A 16834-nucleotide genomic window follows, 5' to 3' on the forward strand; every position below is an offset into this window, starting at 1 on the left:
GAGTCTGCACCCCTGCAGACCTTTGATCGCGGAATGTCGTACGCCGCCGCTACCTTCTCGCGTTATGCGGTGGTCGAAGTTCGCCGGAGCCAACGGTCGATACACCCCCAGGTGCGAGGACGGGGTGTGCGCCCTCACCGGTAACCGGGCGACGTCCAAGCTTGAGGCCGACATCTTCACCCTCCTGGACTACGTCCTCGGTCCGGGAATCCAGGACTTCCAGGTGCAACTCGGCAACCGCCGGCGCCGCATCGACATGCTGTTCCCACTGACCGACACCAGCGCGTTGATCGTTGAATATGACGGCGCTCATTGGCACCTGTCCCGAGAAGCGACGGACTGGGAGAAGAGCCGAGCAATGTCTGCCGGCTGGGATCAGTACCGGAACAACATCGTGGTCCGGATACGCGAGCATCCTCTAGACCCACTCGAGTACCTCGACGTCTGCGTTCCACGCCGCCCCAGCCCGCTGATCTGCACCCGATTAACACTTTTCCACCTCTTGCACGCCGGCCCTCGCCTGTTTGATGAGCGTGTCAAACGGATCGTTGACTTCTTAGGCACCAGCCCGCGACCACTGGCACGCGATGAGGTCAATTGCGACGATTGCTGGAATGAGGCCAACCACGTGATGCCACCTGACCTGCTTGTCCCGACGCTGAGGCGACAACGACGCAGAGCCGATCCCGTCATCGAGCACGCTGTCGAGCCGCCCGATGATGTTCCACCCCGCGGATTCCAGGCTGACATCCAGCAGGAGATACCCGGCCTGTGACGACCTCATCTGCGGCGTCGATGACGCTTCCGCCCACGGTGGCGACGTCGATCGCGGCTGGTGCCGGCTGCCTCACCGGCGTCGGCGCGGACCCGGATTCCGAGGGGCGCGTGGAGCAGTAGGCCGATAAGGCCGGCGGTCCGCGCCTGGGTGAGGTCATGCATCGAACCTGGCCGAGTCTCGCCGCAGAACAACAGCCGGCCAGCCGAATCGCAGATCACCAGCGCCTTCATTGTGTTCAGCCGAGCCTTGCCAGATACGAGCCGGTCCCTATCCGCCCGCCCTCGACCGGCAGGCGGACGCCTCCACCTCGGTGGCGTCCGTCAACGCTCGCCGGCGCTAACCCAGATACCCGACCACGTCGGCGAGAGTGCGCGGCCGGACTCCGTCATGCACCCGGCAACCCCGCTCAGCCACGGACGGCCGCGGGGCCGCTGTGCTCGCCGGACCTGGGTCAGCACGCGGGGCACTGCCCCGCGTGCTTGTTCCCTTCTCGGTGCCGTCGCTGGTCGAGCAGCCGTCTTCTGCACCGGTATTCGGTTATGCCGGGGTCACCTGCCGTGGGCCCGTTTGCAGCCGTCTTGCTGTCAGGCCGTGATCGTCGGCAACAGGCGGCGATCCGGGTGCCGTGTAGTTGGGAAATCGCGTGGTGCCGTCCGGTACGAACATCCACGCGCTTTCGGTCGACTCCATGCTCTGCGGGACGGTGATCCTCATGTACCGATCCGGCTCGGTGCTGCGGCCGGCGGTCATCTCGTGGAACACCGGGTCCGACACGGCCACCGCCATGCTGGCTTTCGGGTGTTCCGCGAGGGCTTGCTGTAGCGGTAACGCGTCGACGAGGCGGGTGACGGTGGCGGCCGCCTGACCGGCGAAGCCGTCGCTGGTGTCGGCCACGGTTCCTTCGTGCACGGCGACCCGCAGTCGCAGCCGGGCGTTGTCGGTGGCGTACCGGTTGTACTCGTGCAGCTGCCGGTCGACAGCGTCCATTAGGTGCTCGAACACGGTCCGCCACGATGTTCCGTGCGGTAGGACTGCCAGCTCACCGTCGCCGGCGCATTGCCGTTGCCAGCGCTGGCTGTCGAGTCCCACCTGGCTGGCGGCTTCGCCAAGTATCTGATGGACCGCGTGCCGCCAGCGTGACTGCAGACCAGCGTCGGCCTGGCCGAAGCCCTCGACGTCGCAGGCGAACAGCAGGCGTTGTGCCGGCGACAGGATGGGCAGCCAACCACCGACGTGCGATGACGCAGCCGGCAGGCGCAGCCGCTCCGACGCGACGCTGTCCAGAGCGAGGCTGTCACCTGCAGCGAGTACCGCGGACAAGAGTCGGCGCCAACGCGGATCTGGTTGCACGTCGACGGGTTCGTTCTTCAGATACCAGGCGCGGCGGAGTACGGCGGTGCTGAACGCAGCATGGCAGGCTTCGGGCACCGCGTGCGCGAGTGCTTGGGCGTTGACCAAGAACATAACGATTTCTGCCTCGCGCCGTGTCGGCCAGCCCTGCTCGGGCTGCTGCCGCGCGGCATCGCCCAAGCGTGCGGTGCTCTTGCATTGGTAGAGCACCGCATTTGAGATTGCTTCGAGTCCGGCGATTTCCATGCCTGCATCGGGGCTGAGGGAGGTCAACCGCGACGATCTCCAGCTCAGCCAGTCCGTCCGGTCGTGCGACGCCGTTGCCCAAGTGGCCCACCGTCGCTCGTCACCCATGGTGGACGTTGCCGTCAGATACGAGGCACGGCTCATCGCGTCGGTTCCGCCGGCCAGTAGGACATCGTCGGCCAGGCGCGACATGGTTTCGGTCGTGTCTGCGCAGCCTTCGTCCACACGGAGCAGCAGTTTCGGCAGCCGCCGTTCGGCACCTGTCGGCGCGGCAGGCCCCGCCATTCTGTGCGGTCTCCAGCTCGTCCAGGACCGGGTCGGCAGCGCGATCATCGGATTCGGCTCGACGGTCGCCTCGCGTCGGGCGACCCCGGCCTCGCGGGCTGCTGCGACCGCCGTACGGCGGGCTTCGTCCAGCGTCTGTTGGGCTTGTGCTAGCAGCTTGTCTGCGTCCCGTTGGGCTTGCTTGACGATCTCTGCGGCTCGGCGTAGCGCGCCGTCGCGGTAGCGCTCAGCGTCGGCCACGGCGCCCGCCATGGCCGGGCCGAGGTGGTGCGTGAATGCGCCGTCAGCCATGTTAACGCGGTGCACATCGCCCTGGTGATGGCTGTGGCGGTCGCGGGTCGGCGACCGCCAGTCGGTGAGCCGCATGATGATGCGGCTGTTGCCGTCCCGCGCGCACAAGTCGGCCGGGTCAATGGCCGGGCGTGGTGTCGGGGCTGGTGCAGAGTGAGCGGCCGGTTCAGCCGTAATGCGTCCGCGGACCTGGTCCATGATGGCCTTGCGGCGCCGCTCGAACTCACCGTCGGCGAGCCGGTCCCGGGTCAGCTTGTCGACCAGCTCGATCGTGTCGGCCAGCTCCCCGAAGAACTCGTCGTCCGTCACCGGGTCGCGGTCGAAGTCGTCGTGGTTCATCGGTTGTCCTCCCTCGTCGTCTGCTCGCCGGACGGGCGGGGTCTTCTTCGGTCGTACTCCGCGACGAACGGGCTGAGCCGGTCGCGGGCCAGCTGGAGGTTCTTCCGGATTGTCGACTCGCTCTTGCGCAGCTCGTCGGCGATCTCGCGCATGCCCAGGCCGTCGAGGTACCGGCTCAGCACCGCTCGTTGGGTGGGCGGGAGCTTGCTGAGTAATCCGTCGACCCACTCCTGGCCTTCCAGCCGGTCGAGGTCACAGGTGTCCTGCGCCTGCTCGGGCAGCTCATCCGATGGCACCGGGATGTATCGGTGGGCGCCGCGGTCCCGGCGGATGTTGAGAATCGCCCGGGTGACGGCGGTGCGCGCGTAGGCGACCGGCTCGCGGATCGTGCTCCAGTTACGGCCGATGTGGATCATGACCTTGTTGAGGGCGTCGTCCGCGTCGTCGGGATCCTTGCCCCACCATGTGGCGAAGGTCAGCAACGACTCGTAGTGCTCGTTGAGGAAGGCCTCGAACTCAATCTCGGCTTCCCGCTCCGGCCCTGTAGCCCGATGCTCGGAGCGTTGCTCGGGCGCCGCGGGGGCCAGCCCCTTGTTCGCGTGGACCACCGACGGCCCCTCCGATCTCGTCATCGATGACGACTAGACAGCCTGCCTAGCCGGAGGGCCGGGCCTGTCGGCGGGGCCCGTGTTGGCCGGTCCCTATTGGCTAGAACCGGCCGGGCCAAGATTTGTGAAGTTGGCGCCCAAGATCTTTAAGGCAGCCGCCGGCACACCACAATCGCGGTCACGACGATGACCACTGCGGCCGCCGCGGCGACCGCGGTGACCACCACCGACTCGGTGGCCACGAAAACACCGCCCACCCCAGCCAGCACGCCGTTGACTAGCCACAGCACCGTCCGGTGACCGCCGCTGTCCCGTTGCGGCCGGCGCCGGTTACGTTCGTTGCGGGCCATGCCGCACCGCCCTTCGTTGATCCGCCGCGCCCGCCCGGGACGCGCTCCACCAACGAGAACCGGTCGGCGGCCTCGGTGTGAAAACTCGCAGGTCAACGCCGCCCTCGCATGAGCGGCCCGAGGACGCGACCGTCGCGTCGTGAGGCGGCACGGTCCGGGTAAGCGACCCTGGCGGGGCGTGGACCGGGTGGTGTTGACCAGACGGTCGATCAAGGCATCGACCTCACTGGCCGAAGCGAGCACGGAGATGGTGATCCGCCTCAGCTGGGCCTGGCCGTCATCGGCCTCGGAGTGGTCATACGCGGCATCTGCAAATGTCGGCGTGAGGCCGACGCTGGCCCAGCAAGCCGGCGCCGGGCGATGATCCCCTCCCTGCCCAGACGACGCCCGCAGCTACTCCATCGGGTCGGTCTGCGCTACTCCGGATTGAGATAGTCGCGCATGACGCCGCGGGGTGACCCTGCGCGCCACCTATCTACCAGAGCCCGGGTAGCCAGCGTGTCGGGATGCTCGGGCCCGAGCACCGCGAGACGCGTGGCCAAGACCCGGTCCAGCAGAGCAATGGCTTGTGCATGGTCGCCGATTTCATATTGCGCCGAGGCGAACACGGCTTGGGCGGCGAGGGTGTCGAGATGGTCGGGCCCAAGCTCGCGGACACGCACCTCGAGGACGCGCGCCCAGGCGTCTGCCAGGCTGGGGTCGCGCAACTCAAGTCGTAACAGGGCGAGCCGGATGAGATTCCGGTGGGTCTCCGTGTGGTATGGGCCGAAGGTACGGGTGAGTGTGGACAATGCCCGCTCCAATACGGCGGCAGTGTTGTTCGGAGCGTCGGTGTCGCGTCGGGCCCAGGCCAGTTCGGCTGCGGCGATCGCGGTGTGCGGATGGTCCGCTCCGAACTCGGCGCTTCGCTCGGCGAGGATCTGCTGCGGATTCGTGGCGGTGAGCGCGGTTTGCTTCGTCGTCGCCGGGGCTTCCGGGTAATACGCCTGTCCGGCCGCTGGACGTAGGACGCGAACGCGGCAGTGCCGTAGCGGATGGTCGGCCGGTACGTCCGGGGGAAGCAGGAACCGGATGCCGCTCGTCACGATCACGCGTAGGCCGTCTCGGGCGGCCGGCAATAGTGCGGCGATGCTCATCGCTCCGTGGTCCGGGTCGAACGCCTGATCTTGGTCGATGCCGTCGACCAGCACAAGGACGCTCCGCCCCTTGGCGCGTAGCCGTTCGACGGCGCGGGCGAGCAGCGTCGGCCATTCTCCAGGACGCAATGTTCGTGAGGTAACCGTCCTTTCCGCTATAACCGCCGCGAGCTGCACCGCCATTACCTCGGCGAAGGTTGCACCATCCGCCCGTTGTCCGGGCCCAGCGCCAGCGTCGACATCGGCGAAGAACGACACCACTTCGATATGTTCCGGGGCGCGCTCGACGAACGCGGCCATCAGGGCCGTCTTGCCAGCCCCAGCCTCGCCCTGCCACCAAACGTAGGGCTCTGAGCCGGAGCAGAACTCAAGCAGCTCGTCGAGTTCGCTCTGGCGTTCGGCCAGATCCGCCGGGACCAGACCGTGCAGGCGGTTTCGACGAGCGGCATGGCCCGCTGCCCGATCGGTGGTGGGGACCGTTTCGACCGTGCGCCGATCGACTATGCCCAACGCCTCATCGAGCCGCTGCGCCAGCATGCCACCCGCAGGTTGAATAACCGACGTCGCTGTCCATCGATCGTTTTTCTCGGCCGCGCTCCTGGAGCACAGGATGCCGATGAGGTGGCCTTCGTACCAGACGGACGCTCCGGCGAGGCTGGCCGGGGCGGGTACGCCGGGCGGCAGAACACCATAGACATCGAAACTCGCGCGCTCGCCATCCATTGTCGGGAGGACTTCCCCTGCTGCCAGGATATGTGGCTGGGCGGAGCGCGTATCCTCTTTACCGAAGGCAAGAATGTCGACGAGTGCACCCGGCAGGTCTTCTGACACCGCGCCGCACCGCACCGGTGCCATCGGCCGTACCTCCGGTGGGGGCGTGAAGTGCACGACGGCGAGGTCGGCCTCGTCATCGGTCCAGGCCACGTACCCGCGGATCGTCACGTCTCGGAATCGGTCGGAGCCGAGGCGCAGCCTGATCTGATCGGCGCCGTCGACGAGCTGCGCCGAGGTCAGCACCACGCCGCGGGTCACATGACAGCCCGAGCCGGCCCGGACCGTTCCGTCGCCTCCGACGACGGACACACTGGTGATCCGGGTCGCGTTGACCTCTGTAGTCGATCCCGAGGGCGATGCGGTGGCGGCTGAGGGCGCATCGAGCCCTGGGATGGGATCGGTAGCCACTGCAATACTGGGCTGCCGGTCGCCGTTCGGACCAACGGGCAGCCCAAGCCGGGCGGCGATCTCCGGTGGTACCCAGCCGAACGCATCTGCGTCGGCCGCGACCGGCCCGTCAGGGCGACCGGCGATGGCAGGGAAGGTGTCGTCCACCGCGCTCGCCCGCTGAGTGATGTACCGGCCCACGGCCGAGAACACGATCGCCGCTTCGGAGCGGCGCAGTTCCGAGAAGAGCAGGTCGCGTACGCCCGGACGGAACTCGTAGGTATCCGGCCCGGTGCGCGACAGAAGACCACCTAACACCACCTCGGCGAGCGCCGAGGACGGTGCGACCGGCGACAGCACATGCTGTACCAGCCGCATGATCGACAGGGTCAGCGGCACGGCCGACAGCAGCACCGCGAGCCGGTACGCCTGCGGTGAGGCGCTGGCGAGGAAGCGGTCGAGGGAGCTGCCGGCGTCATCCGTGCCGGGCATCGGCGGAAGGCTCGACGGCTCGGTGCCGGTGGGCATCACCGCGAGCGGCAAGCCCATTGCCGACCCAGCGACCAGCTGTGCCCAGGTGTGCAGCGCGACCGGTTCGATCCCGAGGATCGGAATAGGTACGCCGTCGGCGTGTCGCCGATGGCGGTACGCCACCCGGAACTTGCTGTTTGGCGTGCCCGGCAGGTGGGCGCCGAGCCGTGCCGGGGTCGAGGTCAAGCCGGTCCGGTTCCACATCTCTTCGGGCAGGGGTTGCAACACCGCAACCGGACCGGTAGATGCCCAATGGGACAACACCGGCATGGCGTGACCGGCGTGCCATGCCTCGGCTGCGCCATCGGTGACAACGAAGAACAGCCGCCGACCGGCGGTGTTGACGAGCTCCCGCGGGCTCCGGGCGGCCGACGCCGAACTGGGCCGCACGATGCTCTCCCGCGGACGGGGCGTCAGCTGCCACACGCGAACGTCCCGGAAGGCGCCGGTTCGCGTGAGCACCTGCCGCAGATCCTCCACGAGCGGACGCCACAGGTCCATCGACGATGAGCTGTCTACCGCGAGGATGACATCGAACCAGCGCTCCTGGGCCGGCCGCATGACCGGTGACCATATCCCGGTGGCTGCGATGAACGTCGCTGTTGCGTCCTCATCGATCAACCGACGGGTGTGCGATGGGCCACGTCGGCGTAGCGGCCGAAGCGCGCGCTGGACGGCTGGCTGTTCAGCCATGCCAGGCAGCTCAGGGACCCGGACCGGGTGCCCGAGGAAGCCGGCCTGCGGGCTCGCCGGCCTCGGCACGGCGAGCGGGACTGAATCGGGAGGGTCCGCGGGGGTGGCGGTTTCGATTGCCTCGTCCCGGTGCTCGCTGCGGGTTGCCTCGGGCGACTGCTCGGGGGCGGGCGCCGTGGGCGGGGTGAGGTGCTGAGCGAGCCAAATCACCTCGGCGATCTCCCGCCCGGTGGCCTGGATACCGGCGTCCTGCAGGACCTTGATGACGTCGGTGACGGACATGATCGGTCAGTACGCAACGCTCAAGTGGCGCAAGATCAGATCGGCGAGGTGACGGCGATCGTCGGCGTGCGTAGTGTCCGCGTGCAGCGTGACGAAGATGGCGTTGAGGAGCTGGTCAGTCGCCAGTTCGCCGCCGGTGCGCCTCTGCAGGAAAAGTTCGATGATGTCGGCGCTGGCTACGAGGGCGTCGTCGCCCAGGTGCGCCCGGACGATGTCCGCCACACGCTGTACGTCCGGTTCGGCAACCTCCAGCCGCAGGCACCGGCGGAGGAAGGCCGGCGGGAAGTCACGCTCCCCGTTGCTGGTCATCACGACGATCGGGAAGGCCCGGCACCGCACCCGCCCGTGCCGGATTGGCACCGGATTCCGCGAGTCTTCGACGCCGATCTGCACCTCCTCGATGGCCTCCGCAATCCGGACCAGTTCCGGGATCCGGAACTCGCCCTCCTCCAGCACATTGAGCAGGTCGTTCGGCAGGTCGACGTCGCTCTTGTCCACCTCGTCGATAAGCAGGACACGCGGCCGCTCGTAGGGCAGAAGCGCGGTGCCGAGCGGACCGAGCTGGATGTACCGCCCGATGCCAGCCGACTCGCCGGCACCCTCATCGTTCCGCTTGGCCAAGTTGGAGTCCTGCAGCCGGGCGATAGCGTCGTACCGGTAGAGCCCGTCCTGCAACGTAGTACGGCTGGTGATGGGCCAGCGGAGCACCGGGCCGAGCTGTAGCTCGTGCGCCACCGCGTAAGCGAGCGTGGACTTGCCGGTGCCCGGCTGACCGGTGATCAGCAGCGGCCGGCGAAGCATCATCGCCACGTTTATGAGCTCGATCTCCCGCTCCTGCGGGCGGTACGTGCGAGCTCGTTCCAGGTGGTTGGGGTGCCCGGAATCCCAATCGTCGTCGCCCGGGCCGCATATCACCGGCTCGCCCTCGAATTGCCGCCACGGTGGTGCGAGAGGCATCTCCCACTCGCGGTGCTCGCCATCGCCGCGGTAGATCCGTGCAGTCATCGATCGCTCTCCAAGGACTCGAACGAGGGCTCCCGGACCGACGCGGTCTGGTAGGTCATGCGGGCCGGCTTGTCGTATAGCAGGACAGTGCACTGACAGGAGACGTCCGCTGGGCTGGGCGATTGGCCCACGGCCCGGTTGCGTAGCTGGCGGACCGTCTCCGGGAGTTCGTCGATGGCCGTCTCGTCAAGGACTGGGCGGACGGACGTCAGGAAGCGCGCCCCGGAGCAGTCCGAGTCGGCCGCCTCGCGGTCGTGTTCGGCGCACGCGTCCCGGCGCCAGACGGCCACCGGGACTCCCGACTCAAGGGCGACCTGGAGCAACTCGCGAACATGGCGGGCGGATGACGGCCGCCGGCCCAGAGCGACGAGCGCGGTGTCAGCATGCTGTTCGAGTTCCGCCGAGAACTCATCGGCGCTGAGGTTGTCGGTGCAGGTAATCCAGTGTGAACGCCACGAGGTGGACCGGGCGTGGTTCCAACGGCGTTCCCAGTCGTAGCGTACGAGCGGGTTGGACTGCCGGTCGTAGTCACGCAGCACCACCCGGAACTTACGGCCGAGGGTGGTGAATCGATGCAGCGGCTGAAGGTCGTCGAAGGGCACGTCGAAGAGTTCGATGGGTACGACGAACTCAACCTGCGCGTTACCGCCCAGCAGGGTTAGCGCCGTGCGCAGCTGATCGGAAACGATCTGCATCAAGTCGTTGAGCCGATGCACCGGCTCCTTGTCCTGATAGATCAGCCGGGCGGCCTGGCGCGCGGGGTGCACCGATACAGCCAACCGGAACCGGTCGACTTGGGCCGCGCCGTAGGCGATTTCGACCGACACCGTCCCGCCCGGCGGCACGCTCGACCTCGCTGGCTCGGTGCGGAGCCGGCGTAGGTCGGGCAGGCGATGGTGTTGTGCGGCAAACGCGGTCGCCCAGTGGTACAGACCCACATGCTCGGTCCGCGGGGCGGAGCCGATCAATTCGTGGATCAGGCGCAGCAGGGCGAGCACCTCGCCCGAGGCGGAATCGACGCTGTCTAGCAGGCTGCACACGACGTCCCGGAGGCAGCCGGCCGGTGGGTCGGGCAGACGACCGGTCGCCGAGTTGAGCGCGACGAAGCTGAGCAGTTCATCGGGCTCTGGCGCGTCGAGCTGGGCTAGGAGCGCGAGGAGTTCCACCTCCTCGGCTGGCTTGACGGGGCTACTCAGAAGCATGCTAGGCGGCATCTGTGCACGAATGTCGGTCCACTCCGGATTAGCTCCGTGAAACCGATCGTGCGCGTTCAGGAGATCACGTCGTCGCCGTTGACCCAGGCACCGCAGGGCAGACACCGGCACGAGGTATCCACCCCGGTCCGCGCCCTCGCCCAGGGTGCTGCTCATGATGCCGCAGACCGCGCCCTGTTGCAGGTCCAGCACCGGGCCGCCTGACATGCCCGGCACTACCTCGTTGCCACTGAACTTGGCGAACTGTCCGGAGCCGAAGAAGTAAGTACCACCGCACCGTCCAATGACCGAGAGCGGCTTCAGGCCATCCCCGAGCGAGGCCGCGTGTCCGAAGGCAGTGAGTTGTTCGATCGGGGGTGTCTCAGTGAGCCAGGCGCAGGGATGAGACGGCGCATCGGCGACCTCAATCACCGCGAGGTCGGGGTACGACCACAGGTCGGTCACCGACTCGTTCGGCGTGTGATCGGTGACCCGGCCTCGGAGGATATGAGCGCCCCAGCCGACCTCGACGTCGGTCGCCAGGCCGCCGCGCACCACGTGTGCGCAGGTCAGCACGACTCCGGGGGCGATCCAGACACCGGATCCTCCCTCGTCATGAGCCTCGCGCAGGCTAGTGCCGATCCGCACGAGGCAGGCAGCGGCCAATTCGGTCAGCTTCCCCAGGGGATTATTCAATGACGAACTCGTCAATCTCCCTGGACGGGCACTGAACCGAGGGCCACGCCCGTCGACTGCAGGTCTGCGCCGTTCCAGGTGAGCGTCACCTTGACGCTCGCCGTGGCGCCAGCCTCCGCCAGCACGCTAGTGAGTTTTCCCGACTTCAGCGCTAGCTCGAGTCCGAACTCGACCTGCACTGCGTCGGGCACTAGATCGTTGACCGCCTCAGGGAGGCTCGTCGACACGCCCCTGACGGTTTTCCGCAGGTCCTCGACGTCGAGCTTCTGGAGCACCCCAGATGCGACGTTGGTCGGCCCGTCGACGGCCACCCAAGCCCAGATGAGGTCCCCGGTCGGCAGCTCGACTTGGACAAGCTTGCTCGGCATCAGACCTCGCAGGAAGACAAGCAGGAGCGGTCGGCGGGCAGGGCGTAAGGCTACCTTCCGGCTCGACGTTGCGACAGCCGCTGAGCGACGGATCGGCGACAGTCCGCCGCGGTCGCTTGCATGTAGCGCATCAATGATCGCCAGCGGTGGGGCTGCCCGGACCTTCTGCGGGTTTCCTGATGCATCCGTGGGTGGTTCGGAGATCGCCTTCCGGGAAGTTGGGGCCGGTGGGCGCCGAGGCTGGTCGGGCTCGTCCTCGTCAGCGACCTTGCAGACCAGCTGCACCAGGCCCGGTCCGTGGCCCTCGCCCCACGCGTCGATCGGGCCAGCGACACCGAGCGGTTGAGCGCCTTCGGTGAGTCCACTCCTACTTCGAACGGAAGTGGTTCTACGGCGAACACCGCTACGACGGCATGGACGAGCGGTACGACCTGATGGAAGGCCCTACCGGTGCCCACCGGTCCTGCTGTCTGAACGATCGGTGCTGCGACCGTCCTCCACACTGGGCACCAGACCTGCCAGCACGTCCTCAACCCCATGTGGCGGCGATCCGCCGTTTGATCGCCGCCCGCTACGCGCTCCGACCGGCCTGGTACTGGCCCGAGGAACAGGGGCTCGTCGACCAGGACGAGGCGCCTGCCGTCGTCCGCTACAGCACACCCGATCTGAACGACCGACTCTTCGACCCGGCCTGGTGCTACAACCCCGACCTCATGGTCCTGGCCACCATCGACATTTACCGCAGCCGCCTTGGCGCCGGACTCGATCCTGCTTGGCAGGGATGCCGGGACATGGCGCTTACCAGCGGACCCTGGTGACCCTTTGCCAGCACCGCCGTGATGGGCGAACGACCCATCCTGCTCACACTCGAGGATCGGGGCGGCCGCCTCCACAGTGACGCTGGACCAGCTATCCATGGGCCGCCGGTCATCACATGCGGGCGAGTGAGGGCGCTTTCATTCGCACCGCGCGTTTCGGGTCGACGGCGCGCGAGACGATCCCTGAAGATCGTGATGATCATTCTGTTATCCACAGGCGCTGAGTTATCCACAGATGGCGCTGCTGCGGGTTGAACGGCTGAACTGTGCCTGCTGAAGTACCTCCGCAGGGACGACGCGACGTCCCATCGACTGGTGAGGGAGAGCAGCCATGACCCGGGGTGGACGCAGCCGATCACGGCGCAGGCACTGGCAGACGGCACCAGTCGACCTTGCCGGTGTGACTGGTCTCGTCGGCGCGGTGGCGGCTCTCGTCGCGGCCGTCGCGGGGCTGCTGACGGCTGCCGCCGCGCTGCTGGTGGATCGCTGATGCCCGCGGTCGAGGCATGGCTGCTCGGTGGACCGGCCGACGGCCGTATCACCCCGATCGAGGTCGACGAGGACGGGTTCCTTCCGCAGGTCATCATCCTGCCGCAGAGCGGCGCGTATCTCGGCGCCCGCGAGCACCCCAGCCCACCCGTGCAGTACCGCTATGTTCGTTGTGACGGCGAGGCCGATCCGCCAACCTTCCAGTACGACGGGCCGCTCCCCCACGACGAGTGACGTCGGCGAGGATAGCCAGCAGGCCGAAGGGTTTGGCCGTTTCGGACCACGGAACGGTCGGCGCAGCCTCATCCGGGTCAACCGGCTACCCCACGCCGGCCGCGATTCGAACGTTTGTACGATGCGTTGGTGGCGGACGTGGCGGGGCGCTGGTGGAACGGCATTTGGGGGCGTCTGGGCCGCCGGGATGTGTGGTTGACCCGGGAGGTCAGGTGGAAGGTCACCGCCCGTGCCGGAGATAGCGAAACCGGCAGGGTGCTGCGGTGGGAGTTCGCCACCGAGGACGAGGCCCTCGCCATGGTCAAACGCCTTCTCGCCGCTGATGCGGGCGGCCAGTGGCGCAAGCAGCCCGACGGCCAGCCGCCCCAGCAGGCATAGCGCCTGGCTTGCGGTCCGCAAGCCTGCAGGGCCGCGGACCGCGAGCCAGGGTCGTGGTCAGGAGCTGCAGGTGTTGAGCATGCTTTGCAGGGCGGACTTCTCCGACGACTGCAGGGTCAGGCCCCAGTTGTACTTCACGGTGATCCACATCTTGCTGTAGGTGCACCGGTACGACGACAGGGGCGGCTGCCAGGTGGAGGGGTCCTGGTCGCCCTTGGACTGGTTGACGTTGTCCGTCACCGCGATCAACTGGGGGCGGGTGAGGTCGTTGGCGAAGCTCTGCCGGCGGCTGGTCGTCCAGGAGTTGGCGCCGGAACGCCAGGCCTCGGCCAAGGGGACGACGTGGTCGATGTCGACGTCGGATGCTGCCGTCCAGGTGGCGCCGTCGTAGGGGCTGTACCAGCGGCCGGAGGTGGCGGCGCAGGCGCTGTTGACGACGACGGAGGTGCCGTCGCGTTTGAGGACCTGCTCGCGGGTGTTGCAGCTTCCGCTGATCGTGACCCAGTGCGGGAACAGGTCACGGGAGTAGCCGCTGGTCGAGCCTTGGGATGCCACGGTCAGGGCGTTGAGCTGTGACTGGGCTGTCGCCTTCGACGGAATCCCGGGAGGTGTGGCCGACGCTGGCTGCGGGCTGACGCCGACCAGGGCGGCGACGGCGGCGAGGACGACTGCGGCGGCATAGCGCGTGACGCGTGGGAAGTAGGCAGAGACTCGGGTTGCCCGCATGGGGGCCTCCTCAGCACTGGGTGGGCAGTAACCGTCTCTGACGAGCATGTCCATCGAAGGGCGTGTTTGTGAAGAGGCGAGGAAGCAGCTACCAATCTTCGAGGAGCTTGAGCGTCGCTGGCGTCTCAGCGTGCGCGCGGGACACGGCGCCAACTCGTCCCGCGCCGCCGACGCGGCCTGCATTCGGCTAGCCTCAGCCACCGCGATGCTGGCAAGGCCATAGACCCCCAGCCATCAGATCTGTCTGAGGCGGCCAAGCCGGGTTGGATGGCTGTGAAGGACGAGTGGGCAAGCTGCCCGGGGCCTGGGCGGGGAACTGACAGGGGCAGCAGCCGGGCGAATATGCTGGCCCGTGTCGCATAAGTGACAGCGAGATCACGTCGCAAACCCGTATCTCTAGGCTCACGGCACCAGTCCTCCATCAGTGAGGGAGCCGATGTCGGCGTCGCACAACGGCAACAGTTCCGACCTGTCTGGCCCGGCGGATCCGTCAGATCCGGCAGATCCGGCAGATGAGCCAGTCCAACCGGCTCCGGTGCCGACCGCCGAGTCCGAGGTCCCAAGCGGTGTCCCCACGAGGACTCGCCGACGAGTGTCCTGGAACGCGGTCACCGGCATCACTGGAGTTGCCGCCTTGGTCGTAGGTATTGTGCTCGGCTTCCTTCAGTGGATCGCCCCACCTGGTGCGAACCAGCCGGAGAGTAAGGCGCCACCCGCGGACGAACGTCTGGAACTTGTCGATGCGGAGTTTGATCCCACTCCCAAGCCCGTCACCGTGCTGGAAGACGTGTTCCCGGGGCATCCTTTCGAAGTATCGCCCTATCCTGAGACTTCGCCGGCCCCGGGCGCAAATACCCTACAGCGGTTGAAGTTGGTTCTGACGCAGCGGAATCCGAGCGATGATCCAGCGGTGCTGACCGGCGTCAAACTGGTCGTGCATCGGACTTTCCGGACGCCTGTCTGTGGTGATCCAATGGGTGGTGGAGTCAACCCCAGCCTCAACTACGACTTCCACTTCCCAGAAGCACTGAGTGCAGAGTGGTCGCAGGTCAATCCACAAAACTTCACCGTCGCTCCGCGGAGCGTGGACGCACTCTCCATCACGATGGGCCCGCGCATCGGCGGGGACCTCGGCCTGGTCTGGCGGTTCTCCATCTACGCGGTATCGAAGGACGGCAAGGAGGCGCACTGGGTGGACGGCGTCGCGACCGAGTACCCCCCGCTCGATGACGAGGTCTACCGCAGCTTCATCTGGGCGGGACCTCAGCCAGCCTCGGACACCGACCGGGTGCGCCGCTGCGCCGCAGAGGCGGCCGAGGAGTTGCAGGAGTTCGTCTCCGACGGCGACCCACCAGCCACCGTTGTGCATCCCGGAGTCGATCGGCTGATCGCGGCATATCGCCGAATGGCAACCGGTTAATGCGCCGGCGGACAGTACTCCTCGCCGGCTCAGCGCTTGGACTGTCAGGCGCCGGGCTCGGATGGCTGTTCCTGGGATCGCGGAAGACCCCGGCCGAGTCCCCATCTGACGGACCGGGTGGATTCGTACGACCTTCAGCGACCCCGGCGACCAAGGGCAGGTGGCGTGCTGCGGTCGAGGCTTCCGTACTCGCCACGCCGCTGCGGGGGGACACCGATCTGTACGTGATCGGCCCAGGGGGCGTCGTGTACGCACTCGACGTCAGCACCGGAGCAACCCGCTGGCAGGTCAACACCGGGTTGGCCGTGCACGCCGGAGTCAGGTCGTTTGACGGCGTTCTGGTTGTCGGCGGCGCACTGATAGACGATCCGGAACTGTCGGGCGCTGTGGTGGGCCTTGACCCCGCAGGCAGGCAGCGCTGGCGCACGCCGATGCCCAGCAACGTGAATGTCGCATCGACTCTCGCGGCGGGCAATGTGATCGTTGGTGACTCCGACGGGATGCTGTACGGCCTCGACCCCGTCACCGGACAACCCCGGTGGAGCACAACCGTCCCAGGCGGCGACTGGGGCATCCACCATCTGGCCACTGTCGGGGAAACGGTCCTCGTCGAAGGAGTCCGGAGTTTCGCGCGCGGACAGACCGCGACGTTTTGCGCCGTAAACGGTGCGAGCGGGGAACTGCGGTGGCACGCAGAGGTCGGAGCCGCACGATGGCGAGCGGTCGGTCCCGGAGCCGCTCCACAGCCACCGGTGAGAGCATGGCGGCTGGCCTGGCTCAGCACCGCCTCGGACGGCATCGTGCACCTGATCCGGCAACGGGTGGTAATCGCCGCCGACGACCCACCCGACAACATCAGGTACGACCTGGCCGCGTTCGACGTCAACGCCGGGAAGCCTCTCTGGGGAACCGTGGCGCACCGCATGGAACACGACCCGTTACTGCACGACGGCACGCTGTATCTCATGAGCCGCGAACGACTGGGCGGCCCGGCGCGAATTCAGGCACTGGACGCACGTACGGGTCGGGAAAAGTGGATCTACCGTCCCGTCGGCGAGGCAGCGAAGATCCTCGGCGACGACCGGGACCATCATTTTGCGGCGGACTCAGGAGTTGTCTGTGTAGGCGGGGTCTGCGGCCTGGTTGCGCTCTCCGTCGATACAGGCATAGAACGCTGGCACGCGACCGTACCGGAGTTCTCCCATCCCGCCACTCCGGTCGCGCATGACGGCGTCGTCTATATGCGACGGTGGGAAGACCAGGTCGGCGGTGTGTGGCGCTGGCGGATAGCTGATGGCGTCGCACAATCACCGATAGAGCCCCCGTCGATCTACGGAAAGCTGTTCGTCATCGAGCGGACCCTGTACATGATTACCGCCGACGCCCTGTACTCGATCGATCTGCCGGCCGAATGACCCGTTGAAGGATGCGGGAGGCCGCCGTCACACCCATCTTGG

The 16834-nt window shown here is 67.3% G+C and carries 15 protein-coding genes; 6 read left to right on the forward strand and 9 right to left on the reverse strand.

Annotation, left to right across the window (positions count from 1 at the left end):
* The first annotated feature begins 124 nt into the window (after nt 1-124).
* A complete protein-coding gene (locus tag KBX71_RS18370) occupies nt 125-775 on the forward strand; it encodes a hypothetical protein (protein ID WP_210819229.1) in 651 nt (216 codons plus the stop codon).
* A gap of 5 nt (nt 776-780) precedes the next feature.
* Here KBX71_RS18370 and KBX71_RS33805 read toward each other — a convergent pair whose 3' ends face one another.
* The 8 genes from KBX71_RS33805 to KBX71_RS18410 form a co-directional block, all read right to left on the reverse strand.
* On the reverse strand, nt 781-1008 hold the full coding sequence (locus KBX71_RS33805; protein ID WP_247683693.1) for a transposase family protein: 228 nt from the start codon (nt 1006-1008) through the stop codon (nt 781-783).
* A 307-nt stretch (nt 1009-1315) separates the two neighbouring features.
* Complete coding sequence (locus KBX71_RS18380) at nt 1316-3289, reverse strand: hypothetical protein (RefSeq protein WP_210819230.1); 1974 nt, start codon at nt 3287-3289, stop codon at nt 1316-1318.
* The gene (locus KBX71_RS18385) at nt 3286-3921 is read right to left on the reverse strand and encodes an RNA polymerase sigma factor (RefSeq protein ID WP_210819231.1); all 636 of its coding nucleotides are present in this window, start codon (nt 3919-3921) and stop codon (nt 3286-3288) included. Before KBX71_RS18385 ends, KBX71_RS18380 begins: the two co-directional genes overlap by 4 nt.
* Before the next feature lie 122 nt (nt 3922-4043).
* The gene (locus KBX71_RS18390; RefSeq protein WP_210819232.1) at nt 4044-4247 is read right to left on the reverse strand and encodes a hypothetical protein; all 204 of its coding nucleotides are present in this window, start codon (nt 4245-4247) and stop codon (nt 4044-4046) included.
* Between the two features lie 416 nt (nt 4248-4663).
* Complete coding sequence (locus KBX71_RS18395) at nt 4664-8050, reverse strand: SAV_2336 N-terminal domain-related protein (protein WP_210819233.1); 3387 nt, start codon at nt 8048-8050, stop codon at nt 4664-4666.
* A gap of 6 nt (nt 8051-8056) precedes the next feature.
* Nucleotides 8057-8851 carry a MoxR family ATPase gene (locus KBX71_RS18400; protein ID WP_247683694.1) on the reverse strand — a complete coding sequence of 265 codons (795 nt, stop codon included), beginning with the start codon at nt 8849-8851 and terminating at the stop codon, nt 8057-8059.
* A gap of 200 nt (nt 8852-9051) precedes the next feature.
* Nucleotides 9052-10944 (reverse strand): trypsin-like peptidase domain-containing protein, encoded by a 1893-nt coding sequence (locus tag KBX71_RS18405; RefSeq protein WP_210819235.1) that lies wholly within the window; start codon nt 10942-10944, stop codon nt 9052-9054.
* An 11-nt stretch (nt 10945-10955) separates the two neighbouring features.
* Complete coding sequence (locus KBX71_RS18410; RefSeq protein WP_210819236.1) at nt 10956-11312, reverse strand: CU044_2847 family protein; 357 nt, start codon at nt 11310-11312, stop codon at nt 10956-10958.
* 539 nt (nt 11313-11851) lie between these two features.
* On the opposite strand from KBX71_RS18410, the gene KBX71_RS18415 reads away from it, so the two are divergent.
* The 3 genes from KBX71_RS18415 (at nt 11852) to KBX71_RS18425 (ending at nt 13231) form a co-directional block, all read left to right on the forward strand.
* Nucleotides 11852-12130: a hypothetical protein gene (locus tag KBX71_RS18415; RefSeq protein WP_210819237.1), complete on the forward strand. Its 279-nt coding sequence runs from the start codon at nt 11852-11854 to the stop codon at nt 12128-12130.
* Nucleotides 12131-12619: 489 nt separating this feature from the next.
* Complete coding sequence (locus KBX71_RS18420) at nt 12620-12853, forward strand: hypothetical protein (protein ID WP_210819238.1); 234 nt, start codon at nt 12620-12622, stop codon at nt 12851-12853.
* A 129-nt stretch (nt 12854-12982) separates the two neighbouring features.
* Nucleotides 12983-13231, forward strand: a complete 249-nt coding sequence (locus KBX71_RS18425; protein ID WP_210819239.1) for a hypothetical protein — start codon at nt 12983-12985, stop codon at nt 13229-13231.
* A 57-nt stretch (nt 13232-13288) separates the two neighbouring features.
* Here KBX71_RS18425 and KBX71_RS18430 read toward each other — a convergent pair whose 3' ends face one another.
* Nucleotides 13289-13957, reverse strand: a complete 669-nt coding sequence (locus KBX71_RS18430; protein ID WP_210819240.1) for an HNH endonuclease family protein — start codon at nt 13955-13957, stop codon at nt 13289-13291.
* A gap of 592 nt (nt 13958-14549) precedes the next feature.
* On the opposite strand from KBX71_RS18430, the gene KBX71_RS18435 reads away from it, so the two are divergent.
* A complete protein-coding gene (locus tag KBX71_RS18435) occupies nt 14550-15377 on the forward strand; it encodes a hypothetical protein (protein WP_210819241.1) in 828 nt (275 codons plus the stop codon).
* The gene (locus tag KBX71_RS18440; protein ID WP_210819242.1) at nt 15377-16792 is read left to right on the forward strand and encodes a PQQ-like beta-propeller repeat protein; all 1416 of its coding nucleotides are present in this window, start codon (nt 15377-15379) and stop codon (nt 16790-16792) included. Before KBX71_RS18435 ends, KBX71_RS18440 begins: the two co-directional genes overlap by 1 nt.
* Nucleotides 16793-16834 lie beyond the last annotated feature (42 nt).

It is taken from the genome of Micromonospora sp. D93, assembly GCF_018070365.1.
GTDB lineage: Bacteria > Actinomycetota > Actinomycetes > Mycobacteriales > Micromonosporaceae > Micromonospora > Micromonospora ureilytica.

What these genes read in the sequence shown, in the direction of transcription:
- KBX71_RS33805 (WP_247683693.1), bottom strand. Translation starts at nt 1,008, where the DNA reads ATGAAGGCGCTGGTGATCTGCGATTCGGCTGGCCGGCTGTTGTTCTGC.
- KBX71_RS18380 (WP_210819230.1), bottom strand. Translation starts at nt 3,289, where the DNA reads ATGAACCACGACGACTTCGACCGCGACCCGGTGACGGACGACGAGTTC.
- KBX71_RS18385 (WP_210819231.1), bottom strand. Translation starts at nt 3,921, where the DNA reads ATGACGAGATCGGAGGGGCCGTCGGTGGTCCACGCGAACAAGGGGCTG.
- KBX71_RS18390 (WP_210819232.1), bottom strand. Translation starts at nt 4,247, where the DNA reads ATGGCCCGCAACGAACGTAACCGGCGCCGGCCGCAACGGGACAGCGGC.
- KBX71_RS18395 (WP_210819233.1), bottom strand. Translation starts at nt 8,050, where the DNA reads ATGTCCGTCACCGACGTCATCAAGGTCCTGCAGGACGCCGGTATCCAG.
- KBX71_RS18400 (WP_247683694.1), bottom strand. Translation starts at nt 8,851, where the DNA reads ATGCTTCGCCGGCCGCTGCTGATCACCGGTCAGCCGGGCACCGGCAAG.
- KBX71_RS18410 (WP_210819236.1), bottom strand. Translation starts at nt 11,312, where the DNA reads ATGCCGAGCAAGCTTGTCCAAGTCGAGCTGCCGACCGGGGACCTCATC.
- KBX71_RS18420 (WP_210819238.1), top strand. Translation starts at nt 12,620, where the DNA reads ATGCCCGCGGTCGAGGCATGGCTGCTCGGTGGACCGGCCGACGGCCGT.
- KBX71_RS18430 (WP_210819240.1), bottom strand. Translation starts at nt 13,957, where the DNA reads ATGCGGGCAACCCGAGTCTCTGCCTACTTCCCACGCGTCACGCGCTAT.
- KBX71_RS18440 (WP_210819242.1), top strand. Translation starts at nt 15,377, where the DNA reads ATGCGCCGGCGGACAGTACTCCTCGCCGGCTCAGCGCTTGGACTGTCA.